Source organism: Bacillus sp. mrc49, from assembly GCF_002803435.1.
On the sequence record NZ_PHNG01000705.1, the window covers coordinates 1 to 15,696 of the forward strand.

The 15,696-nt window shown below is 39.9% G+C and carries 9 protein-coding genes; 4 read left to right on the forward strand and 5 right to left on the reverse strand.

Translation table 11 applies throughout. The features are described 5' to 3' along the window. Positions 1 to 338: 338 nt before the first annotated feature. Positions 339 to 1,877, reverse strand: coding sequence for a glycosyltransferase family 2 protein (locus tag CVN76_RS16775; protein WP_100532212.1), 1,539 nt, complete (start codon positions 1,875 to 1,877; stop codon positions 339 to 341). A gap of 90 nt (positions 1,878 to 1,967) precedes the next feature. Beyond that, positions 1,968 to 5,297, reverse strand: a complete 3,330-nt coding sequence (locus tag CVN76_RS16780; protein WP_100532213.1) for a CDP-glycerol glycerophosphotransferase family protein — start codon at positions 5,295 to 5,297, stop codon at positions 1,968 to 1,970. 771 nt (positions 5,298 to 6,068) lie between these two features. Between CVN76_RS16780 and tagD the strand changes: the two genes are divergently transcribed. The 4 genes from tagD (at position 6,069) to CVN76_RS16800 (ending at position 10,123) form a co-directional block, all read left to right on the forward strand. Continuing rightward, on the forward strand, positions 6,069 to 6,467 hold the full coding sequence (gene tagD, locus CVN76_RS16785) for a glycerol-3-phosphate cytidylyltransferase (protein ID WP_061141227.1): 399 nt from the start codon (positions 6,069 to 6,071) through the stop codon (positions 6,465 to 6,467). Further along, positions 6,460 to 7,623, forward strand: coding sequence for a CDP-glycerol glycerophosphotransferase family protein (locus CVN76_RS16790; RefSeq protein ID WP_157805686.1), 1,164 nt, complete (start codon positions 6,460 to 6,462; stop codon positions 7,621 to 7,623). The genes tagD and CVN76_RS16790 overlap by 8 nt, the downstream gene beginning before the upstream one ends. A gap of 279 nt (positions 7,624 to 7,902) precedes the next feature. Further along, positions 7,903 to 8,940, forward strand: coding sequence for a C40 family peptidase (locus CVN76_RS16795; RefSeq protein ID WP_100532215.1), 1,038 nt, complete (start codon positions 7,903 to 7,905; stop codon positions 8,938 to 8,940). A gap of 256 nt (positions 8,941 to 9,196) precedes the next feature. Beyond that, the gene (locus CVN76_RS16800) at positions 9,197 to 10,123 is read left to right on the forward strand and encodes an LCP family glycopolymer transferase (protein ID WP_100532216.1); all 927 of its coding nucleotides are present in this window, start codon (positions 9,197 to 9,199) and stop codon (positions 10,121 to 10,123) included. 362 nt (positions 10,124 to 10,485) lie between these two features. Here CVN76_RS16800 and CVN76_RS16805 read toward each other — a convergent pair whose 3' ends face one another. The 3 genes from CVN76_RS16805 to secA form a co-directional block, all read right to left on the reverse strand. After that, a complete protein-coding gene (locus tag CVN76_RS16805; protein ID WP_100532217.1) occupies positions 10,486 to 12,252 on the reverse strand; it encodes an LTA synthase family protein in 1,767 nt (588 codons plus the stop codon). 261 nt (positions 12,253 to 12,513) lie between these two features. Then, complete coding sequence (locus CVN76_RS16810) at positions 12,514 to 12,981, reverse strand: SLAP domain-containing protein (protein WP_100532218.1); 468 nt, start codon at positions 12,979 to 12,981, stop codon at positions 12,514 to 12,516. Further along, positions 12,978 to 15,344, reverse strand: a complete 2,367-nt coding sequence (secA, locus tag CVN76_RS16815) for a preprotein translocase subunit SecA (protein WP_100532219.1) — start codon at positions 15,342 to 15,344, stop codon at positions 12,978 to 12,980. Before secA ends, CVN76_RS16810 begins: the two co-directional genes overlap by 4 nt. Positions 15,345 to 15,696 lie beyond the last annotated feature (352 nt).

The following is a 15,696-nucleotide window of genomic DNA, read 5'->3' on the forward strand; positions in this document are numbered from 1 at the left end:
AGCTATATTGCTTGCCCAAAAAGCTCTCGAAAATGACCAGCTTTTGGTCCACCGGCAATACTCTGCCTGCCATTGCGAAAAACATTTGATATCCTCTTAATATAACGGCTTTGGCGATGCGTTTAAACAGCGATAGAAAGGAAGGTCTCTTTGAGGTTTCCGTTTTTTCGTTTGACATATCCGATCTCCCTTTTATTAATTATTAATGGTGAATGCTGATATAAATGAACCATGAATCACCGTCATTCCCGCTTATCGAGACACATCCCCGACCTCACATACACCAAAAATAAGCTCGCCCACCAAAAGGGGGAGCTTTTTCGGCGTACTTCGAACAGCTACTCCAAAGACTTTATTGCCAGCCCCAAATTATTTGCAACCGTTGTATAAAACTCCACGTTTTTCTTATTATACGTCATTTTATTTTTGAGAATTCTTTTAATATTGATCAATTGATATTCATTATATCGAATAAACACTGTAAATAGGGACTTTTCCATTTTATCGATGTCATCCAGCGAAACAGCGAAATGGCCTCGATTGCCTTCTATCTGTACGTCACATGTAATTTCATTATCAATCCTTTTTCTATCTCGTATTAATACAGACTCGATGTTGTTTATATCTTCACCATATATTTCAAAGCTTTGGTGGTAGACATTATCGATGATATAGGAGTCTATTGCACGAGCAAGCATCGGGATCCTGACGAAGCGATATGTCCCTTCCAAAAATGGAAGTTCATAATAAGGCAACCCATCTTCGATATGATATTTTTTATTGGCATCTTGTTTTAACCATTCAAATACCCTTACGAAATCATCAATCCGATCCTCCATGAATAATTCAAGCGCCAATTTATAAATAGGCACTTTGAACTCATCCTGAAAATCATATGGCAAGTTTTTCGCAGTTTCAACAGCTTCCCTTAATATTTCAATGAAATCTTCTTTGTTCTTGGATTTAACGAAAATTTGGCTGTCGAACGATTTTACTAAATCGTACTCATAAATCCGGTTAAGAGCGATCTTTTTCAATTCAGGAGCAATGTCTTTGGATTGAATATGCTTTATGATTTCAATATCCGCTTTCCTTTTGTCCAGCACACTTGTAACGCGCGTTAAAGAAGCTGGATTATCTGAAGTCCTATTGACATAATAAATAGGTTTTTTAGTAGTTGAAACCGCTCCGACCGTAAAGAAAACATCCGTGAAGAACCATTTATCTTCACCGAATTTCATATTGGGAAAACCAATTTCATTTTCTTTAACCATCGACAGATTCATCATTCTCGCCGTAGGACCCATATGATAGAAAAAGTGCGGGACATCCAGTGGGGTAATGCTTCTTCTTTCTTTAACCGAAGCGAACTCACCGATAACACTTTCTGACTCGGATTCGACTTTAACCGTTTTGCCCACTGCATAATCATCACCAGTTTCCTCCAGGATGTTATAGAGGCTTTCCAGTCCATCAGGCGCAAGCCAGTCATCTGCATCTAAAAAGGTTATATATTTGCTTGTTCCCAATTCAATTCCGATGTTTCTGGGGGTCCCTGGGGACCCGTTATTTTCTTGAAGGGAAACTGAACAAATGTTTTTATATTTAGCCGCATACTCTTGAATGATTGTATAAGTATCATCAGTCGAACAGTCGTCAATGATTATATACTCGATCTCATCGATCCCGATTGATTGATTTATGACGGATTCAATCGTTTTCCTGATGAATTTTCCAGAGTTATAAGCAGCAGTAACTACAGTGACTTTTTTTTCTTTTCCTAAAAACTTATTTCTTAAGCTTGACGGATTATTTTTAATTTTTACAGCACTGCCCTTTAAAAGTTCCCTCGCTTTTTGACGTACCAAGATATTCATTCGAAATCCTCTCCTTCTATGTGTAGAGGTGCATGTTTCGATTAGGCAGCCAGTTCACTAGATACTAAAAGAACAATACCCTTTAAGTCATTAATCTTCGAAAAATTTATCCACGATTCGCCGTGTAGCTTTACCGTCCTCTATGCCGCAATATTTTTCCCTGAATAGACGATATCTTTCTTTATATTCACTGTTTATTTCATTGATATTGGTAATGGAATCGATAAGCTCCTCGGTCGTTTTCAAAAATGGACCTGGTGCTTCTTTATCAAAATCCATATAGAATCCGCGGATGTTATCTCTGTAATCCTCCAGATCATAAGTATAGTACAGAATCGGCCGGGCAGTATTCGCATAGTCGAACATGACTGAAGAGTAATCCGTAATCAATATGTCAGAAATCAGGTAAAGTTCCTGTATATCTGAATAATTGGATACATTCATGACGAAATCCTCGAATTCACTCGGTATGCTGAGGTTATTACTTATGACCACATGCATCCTCAACAATAGGATATATTCATCTCCAAGCGCTTGCTTCATTCTTTCCAAATCGAATTTCAACTCGAAAACGAATTTATTGTTTTTCGATGTTTGATTATCCCGGAATGTAGGGGCATATAAGATGACTTTCTTCCCTTTTGGAATCTTCAGCTTGTCCGAAACGGATTCGGCAATGACCGGAGCTTCTTCCTTATAAAACAGATCATTTCTCGGGTATCCCGTTTCCAATATCTCCCCTTCATATTTAAAGGCACTTCTGAAGGCCGTGGATGCGTATTGGCTCGGTGATATTAAGTAATCCCATGTTTTGGTCGCCGCATGCACCCGATTTAAGTAACCTTCGTCCCTTCCCTGTATATTTTCTATATCGAATAGCATTTTTTTCAGGGGGGTGCCATGCCAAGTCTGGATATAAGTCGTTTCCTTCCTTTTGCTCATATAGGTAGGGAAATTTTGATTATTTATCCAGTATCCTGCTCTGGCTAAATAATAATAGTATTCCGGACTTAGGCGTTTTATCAGCTTCGTATTCTTCCCTTTTACAGGTAAATTGCCATTATAGACCCAAACTTTTTTATGTTTATTATCCCTTTTAAGTAATTCTTCATAAATATACTTCGGACTGTCTGCGAATTGCTTGCCTATTCCACTTTCAAAAAGAATGAGGTTCTTATCGACAGGGAGAAGGCTAGACATAATTTTATATGCTTTTTTCATCACAGGGAAATAATATTCACTTTTTCTAAATCGAGTCATTACAAGTTTAAGGAACGGATGGTTATACAATTTAATTAACGTATCTTGATCCTTTTTTGCATGCTGAATCACTTCGAATATTCGCGAATTGGAATGTACATCGCGGTATTTTATGAAGCGGTCAGCCTTGTCGATATACCTTTGCTTCATGACAAAATCATTTTTGGCATATTCGGCTAACCTATCCAGCAATTCATCCAATTCATTAACGATTTCACCGGGAAGGTCGTTATCCAAATCCAAATGTGATGGCCTTTTGCCTATGAACCGATTCCTATCGAATTGATAGTAAATCACCGGTTTATGCAGGAAACTAAAGTCAAAAGCGACACTTGAATAATCCGTGATCATGATCGCACTTTCCTTGATCAATCTTTGGACATCCACCTCACCCTGACTTATTACCCTAACTGGCGCATCTTTAAAATAAGAAGTGAATTTCTGCATATTAGGATGAAGGCAAAAAATGATTTCAAACCCATTTTTTTCAGACAATTCATATAAAACCGGATGATTCACCAATTTCTGATACCTTTCAAAATACTCACTTTCCAAAAATATTTCATCGGAAGTGATCCAATCTCTCCAGGTCGGGATGATCAACAGCTGCCGTTTCATTAGAACATCGTCCTTGAACAGTGAGTCGAACCTGGATAGTCCTGTTGCGAATACTTCTTTTTCGTTATATCCAAAATCGGTTACGATCATATCCTTTTCGAATTCTGAACTTACTAGGAACACATCCGTATTAAAACCAGAAGTGGCCTTTTTTCCATAGTTCGCCACCATGTTTTTCGTACCCATAACACCATGCTGAAGAAACACCTTAACACCCTTAACCCGATTTTTAAATTCAGATGTTCTTAAAGGATATAAATAATCTGGATGATGTGATGCAATGATGCGTGTGGACTCCAGTGTCTTTTTAATATGATCCTTTGATTTGAAATATAGTACATTTCCAAAGGGCTCGACGTTCTTGGCTTCCACGGAATTTTCTTCTATTACATAATAAACTTCCCTTTCAGGATGTTCTTCCCTCATGTATTTAAAAAAATGATATCCAGTATCCTGGGCTTTATACGTTCTTTCTCCAACCAACCAGACGTCTTTTTTCTTTTTAAATGAACCGAGAATTCGCCTCCACCCCATCATACTTTTTAAATATCGATAACTTTCTTTAGGGAAATTGAACACTTCCAAAGACAAGTTGGATGCTTTAAAGGTATAGTACGGGTTGACTATTGCCACCGTTTGATCCGACCTGACGTCGGTCTTTTTAGTGAATAGCTTAGCTCTGGTCGTCGGACGCCCTACGCGTACCAATTTCGGCTCTTCCTGGTCATGCAAATGCAATTTCATGTAAATATCATATATATCATCTTGCAAATCGGCACTGACCAGTTGTTCCAAATCCAACATCATTTTATATATGTAACGATTCAGCCCATACTTTATGATATGCATTTCACGATTATGGATAAAAGACATATTCGCTTTGTATTCCTTGCCGCTTTGCCTTCCTTTGATGATGCCCTCACCTTTTATGACCTTTGAGTGCTTGGTGAAAATTTGACCATTAATATGCAACATTTTCGATTTATTGGTTATTTTTTCAATTTGAGACTTTATCGTTACTTTAGGGGGATTATTGACATATAGAGATAAATTCCCTTTATTAGTTATCGAAAAAATCATTTGATTATCTTCAAAGGAGTAGAAATTCAGATTTTCAATGTGCGTTTCCTGAAAGCGGCCTAGACGAATCGGATATTCAATATGGATCTGTTCAGATCCTTCTACATATTCAGCTTTATGCTCGATATTAAGGATTGTTTTTTTGCTTAGCTTCTCAACTGGAACGGAAATCTTCATATAACAGTCATAAACAGAAGGGTCGCTGCCTTCTAATTCCCGCATTAAATCCGCCAGATTTATACCAAACTCAAAATTGGCTGCTCCGGCAATTTCAGCAATTTTTATTTTTTTATCTTCATGGTCTCTAGAAAATAACCATATTTCTTTTGCAAAATAATGTTCTTTTGAAAATGCACCTTTTATAAACAACATATTGTCTTTTTGTCCAATGGTCAGAACTTGTTTCAGCTTAATTTTAGGAGTTTTTGTTGCTTTTCTTTTTCCAAGAAGCTTCTTTATCATTTTAAACCACCTATAACAAATTATTTAAATAAGATGAATCTATATTGTACTTTAAAATCATAATCTTTTTTTGGTGTAGACTCAATATCATGGAACCGATAATTGAACTGCCCATATATTACCACCCAATCCTTTTGTGCTCAGCAGAATTACCGTTGACTGGCTGAAATCGGCTGGGTGGCCCAACCCCCCATTCATGTATGGCCATATCGAATGATATATGTGCGATTTCAAAGCAGGTTCCTTCCATTAAATAAAGGTGTCTTACAATGGTAACCGACAGATTTGGAGCCTATACATGATGCCCTCTGTCCCCCATCCCTTACTAACGGTTAAGCCCTCCTGGAGATACTCTAGTTGTTCCCTCCTAAACATGATAAAATGTGAATGTCCGATTCATACATGATCTCTCAAGACCATAAGATAAGAGTGATTTGAGTTTGATATTATATTTGTATACTTTTTAATATACTTCTCTCTCCATAGGTACATTATAGTTAACGTGCCCTAAAGAAGAATACAATGTAGTCGACATGTAACCTTAACTTAATAGTGTTATCTATAAGGAACAACGATGTAAAAAAATGTGGTTTAATTGTAAATAAATTGTTGTTTATTTGTAAAGCTATTAAGTTATAATTAGTGAGGTAAGACATTTTTGGTTTTGCCGCATAGGCAAACAATTCATATAGTATTCTAATGGTCCAACTATATATTATTTTGACTCATCATTTTTAAAGAGAAATAAAGGGTCTTACAGGAGGAATAAAAATGAAGAAAGTAATCACTTATGGTACCTTTGATTTGCTTCATTGGGGTCATATCAATCTATTGAAACGCGCAAAAGATTTAGGAGATTATCTTATCGTTGCCATTTCCACTGATGAATTTAATGCTATAAAAGATAAAAAGGCTTATCATAGCTTTGAAAATAGAAAAATGATCCTTGAATCGATCCGCTATGTGGACGAAGTCATACCTGAAGATAAATGGGAACAAAAGAAGGAAGATATCATTCGTGAAGGCGTAGATATCTTCGTAATGGGCGATGATTGGAAAGGCAAATTCGATGAATTATCCGAAGTTTGTGAAGTGGTCTACCTTCCAAGAACGATCGGCATTTCGACTTCCCAAATTAAAGATGACCTTTTACAAGTTACCAATGGCTAAAGAATTCGCGATAGGGATTTATCTTTTATGCTTCAAGATTTTATTCTCTATCTTTAAACTCTTCCCTTTACAAGACAAAACGACCTTTGTCACATCATTCGGGGATAATTGCCAATATATTGCAGATGAAATGGACAAGCAGGACATACCTGTTCAAAAAGTGTTTCTTATGAAGCCGAGCAGTCTTATACATGTGAAGGACGGTGGGAAATCCATCGTCCTTCCGTTTGAATCTAAAAATATCATGGCCTTATTCCAATCGATTTACCATATCGCTACTTCCAAATGGATCATCATTGATAATTATTTTGGCTTTCTTTCTGCGATTTCATTCAAAAAGCAAGTAAAATGTGTTCAAGTTTGGCATGCGGCAGGTGCCGTTAAACAATTCGGCGCAAAAGACCCTTCCATTCAAAACCGTTCTGCCGCTGCCCGTAAAAGGTTTTTAACGGTCTATAATACATTCGATTATGTTACGGCAGGTTCAGACAGAATGGCAGAAATTTATCAAGAAAGTTTTCAATTGCCGGCATCACGCATACTAAGGACCGGGATACCTCGAACCGATTTCTTTTTCAATGAAGAATCAAAAAAAACGGCACGCCGTGCGTTTCTTGCCAAGTTTCCGGAACTGGAGCAAAAGAAAATCATGCTATATGCCCCTACGTTCCGTAATGATGGATTGGATGATGGGAAGATTGCACTCGATTTGGAATTACTGTATAAAGAACTGCACGGTGAAAATTATGCCATCCTGCTTAAACTGCATCCCGCTGTTAAAGCAGATCATGATCTGCAGAAGAAATTCCCTGGGTTCGTTTATTCTGTAACGAGTGAATTTCATGTCAATCAACTGCTTATAAGTACAGACCTTTTAATAACTGACTACTCTTCCATTCCGTTTGAATTCTCCTTTTTAAATAGACCGATGATTTTCTTTGCCTATGATTTAGCTGAGTATGAACAAGAGCGGGGATTTTGGGAGGATTATACAACATCCATGCCCGGACCGGTGGTATCCACCACGAAAGAGCTGCTGAGGGAAATTCGTTTCTCCGATCGCTCACTAGTGAAGATCGCTCCCTTTAACCAAAAATGGAACCAATACTCGGCAGGATCCTCAAGCCGAAATGTAGTTGATTTTCTTTTTAAATAACAAAAACCCCTTCAATCATGAAGGGGTTTTTGTTCGATTAACCGTCATTTTTTTTATAAAAAAAGGGTATTTAAACAGCGTGCGACAAACTTTTTTGATTTTTCAGACATATGTGAAAAAAGACTCACAATATAGAAAATATTGTTGGTTTAATCACCATTTCCAAACCAATATAAACCAGTATAATACTACTATTTTCCCTTTGTAACAAAAATGTAATATTTTTTCGTTGGATTATTTTGTTAGAATAGGGAAAAAGACATATTAGAGGTGGAAACCGTGAAAAAAAGTGTAGTCGCATTTTCGACAATAGCCATTTTATCTTCAACTTTCGTTTCTCCTGCCCTTGCCGGTACATATACAGTGAAAAGCGGCGATACGCTAAGCAAGATCGCACAGAAACATAATACGACGGTACAAGACTTAAAACAGCTAAATCATTTAAAAACCGACTTCTTGAAAATCAATCAAAAGTTATTGACATCAAACTCCAAAACAACATCAAACAATTCTTCGGTTTCCATGAAAAAAACAAAGAATACCACATATACCATTGTCTCTGGCGATACGTTAACCCGGATAGCGAACAAGCATAACCTGACACTAGCTGAATTGATGAAATTGAACAACCTTAAATCCGACAGAATTTATGCAGGCGCCAAACTTATCGTATCCAAATCAACTACAACCACTACCGTTGAATTACCCAACAGCTCCAAGCCATCCAATGGTACACAGCCCCCGGTCAATTCGGCTACATACATTGTGGTGAAAGGTGACACGCTCTCAGGGATTTCCAGAAAGACCAATGTATCAGTAGCGCAGCTTAAAGCGGCCAACTCGTTAAACTCGGACTTAATCAGAGTGGGTCAAAAACTAAAATTAAGCAAAACATCCACTTCTGCCAATCCAGGGAAAAATGATGACAAGATAGAAACACCGAATTCAGGAAGTAAAGTAACCAAGCTCGTTTCCGAAGCGAAGAAATTGATAGGAACGCCTTATTCGTGGGCAGGCGCCTCGCCATCAGGATTCGATTGCAGCGGTTTCATTTACTATACATTTAAGAAGGCCGGATATGACGTTTCCAGGCTTTCATCCTCCACATACTATGATATGGGCAAAAAGGTGACCTCACCTAAAAGCGGTGATCTTATCTTTTTTGCAACCGGTTCAAATAAACACGTAGTTAGCCATATGGGCATCTACTTGGGTGGAGGTCAGTTCATCCACGCCTCGTCAAGTAAGGGCGTAACAATCACTTCTACTTCAAACTCTTATTTCCAGAGCAGAATCATCGGTTATAAAAGCTTATAAATTGCCATGTCCAGGCTTGCCCTTATAGCCTGGACATTTTCATGTCAAAACGACACATCCCCATTCCTTAGAATAAAAAAGCGGCGGCGAAGGGGTCAGTTACTGACATCCTTCGTTTTTTTTAGTGAAAATAGGTAAAAATGCACTCTACCTACAAAAAGATACTATTCTATTTTTATCAGAAAAAAGGTATAGTTAGGGCTAGGTACTTTTTCATACCTTCCATTTTTGCTGGATGGTTCAGGGAGGAATATAGATGAGATCTGAACATAAAAAGAAGAAAAAGAAACGCAAAACGTTTAAAATAATCGGCTTTACCCTACTTATCCTTTTCATAGGCGCAGGCGTTTATGCAGCCTCCGTTTATCAATCCCTGGCAGGCGCAATTCACACGATGCAGGGAACGGAGCATAAAACGGATAAGCGTGTAGATGATATTAAATTCAAAAGTAAAGATCCCTTTTCAATCCTTATCCTTGGTGTGGATGAAAGGAAAAATGACAAAGGCCGATCAGATACGATGATTGTCATGACAGTCAATCCTAAAAAAGAATCCATTGAATTATTGAGTTTGCCAAGAGACACACGCACCGAAATCATCGGTAAAGGTACGACTGATAAAATGAACCATGCCTATGCATTCGGCGGAGTTTCCATGGCGATCAACACAGTCGAAGCGTATCTAGACATTCCGATCGATTATTACGTCAAAATGAATATGGAAGGTTTCCAAGATATCGTGAATGCGGTAGGCGGTGTCACCGTCGATAATGATATGGACCTTGCCTATAAAGGCTTTAACTTCAAAAAAGGCACCATTGACTTAAATGGTAAAGAAGCCTTGATTTATTCCCGGATCCGTAAGGAAGACCCTCGCGGTGATTATGGACGACAAATGCGGCAACGCCAGGTTATCCAAGCTGTCATGAAAAAGGGTTCAAGCCTTTCGACACTCACCAATTATGATGATATCTTCAAAGCATTAGGGAAAAACGTTGAAACCAATTTAACCTTCAACGAAATGCTCAGCATCCAGAATAACTATAAATCTTCACTGAAGAACATTGAACAATATACACTTCAAGGTGACAATCAAAGGGTGAATGGCATCTTTTACAACATTGTCCCAGACGATAAAAAACTCGAAGCCCAAAACCGGATCAAAACACATTTGGGATTATAACCGAAAGAGGATGATTTAATTGCCATCCTCTCAGACTTCAGACAAAAAAAGGGTTTCGGAATGATCTCATTCCGAAACCCTTTTCATTTAAGCAGATGCTTATCTAAGTCATCATCGGCAACCAACTGTCCGTGGAACCGAATCCGTTTTCTTTCCTAAACCTTCCTGTTGAGCAATGGACAGGCCATCTCTGTCCTAAATCAAAGGGATCCGAAGCATCCAACCTACAAACCCTCCAAACCTGCGGGTTGAAGCTCCATTTCAATCCCCGCGAAAAGGGAAATGGAAAGCATGTTGGAAATCCAGCCCCACAAAGATTGTAGACAAACTCCATTGTTACCCGAGTTTGTTACACTCTCTCTTCAATTCCCCGATTGTTTAAAATAGTCGGTAATGATCACTTGATCACTCAGATCAATTTCCCTTTGGTCTTTTGGTGAGAATTCTTCGACCTTGCCTTCTGCATTTATTTTCATTTGGGAGCCATAATCCCCTTTCAATATCAAGGCACGCCCCGCCTTCCCATTCAGCATGCTTTCGCCAAAGTATGAAGAGCTCTGGATATCAAACAAATCATAAAGGGTTGGTAAAATATCCACCTGCCCCGCTACCTTGTCAATCGTTTTTCCTTCCATATCCTGCTGATAAATGATGACCGGGATGGGCATATACTTTTCGATCCACTCGTCAGCGCTAATCTTACGCCCATAGTACGCTTCTACATCATGTTTATCTTTTAAAAAAAGCCCATCATGATCACCGTAAAGGACGATCACGGTATCCTTTAGCTTGCCGGCATCCTCCAGCTTCTTAACGAATCCGCCGATCGCCGAATCCGTATAATGCATGGCCTCAAAATATTTAGTCAGGTAACTTTCTTCCTTTCCTGCTTCAGGCTTCAACGTTATTCTTTCCTTTGGCAGCGAAAAGGGCACATGACTGGTCAATGTCACAAAAAAAGCATAATACGGATCTTGTTTATCTTTTAAGATCTTATAGCTTTGATTGAAGAAGCTGCGGTCTCCCAATCCCATCGATATGATTTCATCTTGCTGCATATCCTCTATCGAATAATATTCGGAAAACCCCAATGAAGGATACGCATGCTGACGATTCCAAAAGTCCTCCTCATCTCCATGAAAAGCAAAGCTTTGATAATCCGACTTTTTTAACTCCTTGGCAAGGCCAGGAAAGTCATTATAAGGGAACCGAAAAAATGTCGCACCTTGCTTCAAAGGATATACACCCGTATTCGTAATCAGCTCACCATCAGACGAATTCCCGAATACTGTCTGGGGATATACATGCGGAAAATACAATCCTTCTTTGGCAAGTTCATTCATGAAGGGCGTGACTTCCTGTCCGGCACTCTTCTGAAATAGCGGAAATGCCTGTAATGACTCCACCTGGATAAGGATGAGATTCTTCCCCTTCAGCGAGCCAGATAAGGCATGAAAAGGCTTGGTCTTTTTATTGAAGTAATCGGAAACGGCTTTTTTATCATCCGCAGACATCACATGCTTTCCTGAATCGGCAAAGTAGGCATACGTATCCAATACATGGTGTCCAATCGGACCCCAATTCCGCAAAAAAGTATTCGCCTCATAGCGCCGGGTTATATCGACTTTGTCGATGAAAATATTTTTTACCGGCTTAAGCCCCGCGACCATCAGGAAAAGCAGCGCCGGTATAAGCGCCAAGTGCTTGAGGGGATATTTCTTTTTCACGAAAGACTCGGCGATTGGAATGCCCACCAGAAGAAAGAGGGCATCCTTGATTTCCATCATGCTGAATATACTCTCACCCAGCCCATTCAGATTACTTTTTTGCATCCACAAATAAGAATTCATGGGTGTCGCGTAATAACGGTAAAACCAAATATCGGCAAGGAAAAAGGCCATGATCGATAGTAAGAACAGTGAAAAAAACGCTCCTTTCACGATCCTGTTCGATACCCACTCCTTCAGATAAACAATAAAGCCGGCAATGCCTACGATGATCGTGATTATTCCTATAGAGAGATGATTGCCCATCTTGGCATTCGTATATATGAATAGCATGGTCACGATTGAAACCGACAAAACCTCTAATAGCCTCTCCTTCAATCGCTGGTTAACGTTATACTTCATGCTCCTGCCACTTTCTTCTTCATGATTTCCAAGGTCAAGCCTGGTTACGGAAGATTCTTATAAATATTACTTAGCGTTGCCATTTATGAAACTTTGCAGACAGAAAACATAAAACAGGATAAATAATTGGCATAAAAAAAGCCTCCATCAATGGATGAGGGCTTTCCTTGTTGCTAAACTCCTTCTTCATTCTCGCATTTCACAGACAGGAAAAAAATAGGAGAACCACTTTATCCAGAACATGTGCAGGTTTTCCTACGTTCATGTCCATTCAAACACAATCTGCCAGTCCTCAGGAATCAATTCCGTCAGCCTATCATGTTCCTCGAAAAGGAATTGCCACGCTATGCTTGAGCGTGCAGGCACCTCACCGAGCACCGAAAGATCAAATGCCTTTTTTGCCAATGCTCTTCCGCTCCCATCCACTAACAATATATTCACGACTTCAAACCGGATCGGTTTTTCCAATGAATTTCGTAAAAAAGCGATGGCAATGACATCTTCCTCTTCCCTTACAAGCTTCACCCCGGATATCGAAATTTGATTGGGCTTCAACAAGGGCAGCTGCTGATGGTGAAACCTATAGACGTATTCCTCTTGCTTTGAAATGTGCCAGTCCTCATGAAATAGCAGCGCAGTTTGAACAGCGTCAGCCTCCTTGAGTACGTCATGTTCATTCGAAGCTAACCAAACTTTCCTTTCATTGATTCCTTTATTAAATAAACTCATCCATCACCACTCTCCTCATGGCCGCTCTTCATATATTCCAAAAAATGAAGACTGATTTCCTCCTCGATAGTTCTTAACATCATGTTGAATCGACTAAGCGCTTCCTTCTCAAACAACATATACGGATCCTGTTGACCATATCCGCTCAAGCCAATCCCTTCCTTCAAACCATTCATTTCGTCTAAATGATTCCTCCAATTTGCATCAATATGGTGCAGGATGAAAGTACGCAGCTGGTTTCCCCAGTCTTTAGCGTCCTGAAAGATTTCCAGCCTCTTTTTCATTTCAGCTAAAGCCCCCATCGCCTTGGCTTCAACTAGATGAACATCCAATTTGCCAAAATCACTTACCTGCCAGTCCAAGGAAGGAAAAACAAAGGAAAGCTCTTCAATCAAGGCGGAAGGCCCAGGCTCATCCGTATGCTCAGGATAATATTTCACTGCGAGCCTGCGAATGTATTTTTCGATATATTCAAGTAAAGCCGTATGCAGCCGTTCCGTCTCCAAATCAAGAATGTGATCTCTCATTGCGTAAATGATTGTACTTTGTTCATTCAGGGCTTGCTCCAGCTTGAATAAATGGGTACGGCTTGCTTGATGCTGCTGCTCGATCGTTTCCTGAACCTTCCTCACGAATTTATCAGGTGCAGGGCTAACCACCAACCCTGTCTCATCCGTTTTGATTTTCTTTAAGTACCGTTCCATTTCTTCTCCATCGTAGTAATCAAACAACTCATCTTCCAAGGAAATGATGAATTGAGTGGAGCCTGGTTCACCCTGCCTGCCTGCACGTCCTCTAAGCTGCATATCAATCCGATTGCTTTCGTGCCGCTCCGTACCGATGATGTGAAGACCTCCTAGATTCTTTACAGCTTCATCGAGTAATATATCGGTCCCTCTTCCAGCCATGTTCGTTGCCAGCATCACCTCGTTTTTTCTCCCGGCCTTGGCGATGATTTCAGCCTCATCCTTTTCCGTCTTCGCATGAAGGATCTGATGCTTAACTTTCACACGCTTTAAATGAACCGATATTTTTTCAGATTGCTCAATTGAGGTCGTTCCGATTAGGATCGGCCTTCCTTCTCCATGAATTCGTTTTACAGCCGTGACGATTTGATTGATTTTGCCGATTTCATCCTTATAAATCAAATCCGGCTCATCCGAGCGAATCATCGGCTTATTGGTGGGAATTTCAATCACAGGAAGCTGATAGGTTTCCCAGAATTCCGCCTTGGATGGCATGGCACTGCCTGTCATCCCGGACATTGATTGATATAAACGGAAATAGTTTTGGATCGTTATCGCAGCTTGCGTTTCATTCTCTGCGGAAATCTCCAGGTTCTCTTTTGCTTCAATGGCTTGCTGAAGACCATCGCTGAAGCTTCGTCCCTCCATCACCCTGCCCGTGAATTTATCGATCAAGGAAATTTGACGGTCGATGATGATGTAGTCTACATCCCGTTTCATGATCGCATAGGCTTTAAGCGCCTGTGATATATTGTGTAATAGCTCCCGATGTTCCAGGTCATACAGATTGTCGATGCCAAAGGCCCGCTCAATCTTGGATGCACCTTGATTGGTAAAATAGGCGGCACTTGATTCAACCGAGACCTCATAATCTTCGTCTTTTATTAAGGACTTCATGAATTGTGCCGTGATTTCGTGAAGCGCGGTCCCTTCACCAGAATGACCCGCAATGATCAATGGTGTCCGTGCTTCATCAATCAGGATGCTGTCAATCTCATCGACAATGACAAAGTTGTGGCCTCTTTGCACCTTTTCCGCTCTCCGTAAAACCATCTGATCACGCAAATAATCGAAGCCGAATTCGGTTGCCGTCCCATACGTGATGTCTGCCGCATAGGCTTCACGTTTTTCAGCGGCCTCCATGCCGGATATGTTCAAACCAACGGTCAACCCTAAAAACTCATGGATTTGTCCCATCAGCTCTTTATCACGTCTGGCCAAATATTGATTGGCCGTAATGATATGGACACCGTTTCCTTCCAGCGCAAGCAAATAGCTAGGTAAAGTTGCCGCAAGCGTCTTTCCCTCCCCCGTATTCATCTGGGCTATGCCCCCTTCGTTCAGGATGAAGCCGCCCATTAGCTGAACGTCATGGTGCCTTAGCTTCAACACCCGTTTAGAGGCCTCCCGAACGACTGCGAAAGCATCGGTCTGAATCTCGCTCATATTTTTTCCGGCATCCAATTCGCATTTGAATTTATCCTTCATTCGCTTTAACTCTTGATCTGAGCATCTTTCATATTCACCCTCAAGCCGGTTCACGGCATCTGCCAACTTATATATTCGCTTTAGATCCTTGGAGCTTTCCTTGAAGAACTTTTTCATACCCGTTAGCATATGGTCCCCTCTTCTACTATTTCAATTGAACTCTACTGAAAGTATATCAGTTATATATTTACTGTTTATTAAAAATCATCTATATATTGCAATCAATAGTAAATCTTTTTTTCCGTTTCCCCCCCCCCGCTATCGGGTCGAAGATGTGCATTCTTTCTTTTTTTAGACTGATTTCGTATATTTTGTTGCTATTCACCCACTAATGCGGTGTGATCGATTTGCCTTTCAACGGGGCGGGCAGGAGTCCGCTGCTCCGTTCCAATCAACCTTAAATCGTCTCGTTTTAAAAACAACGATCTTAACGAAACAGCCTTTTTTCAAAATAAAAATTACTATTCGATTTTCAAAAACA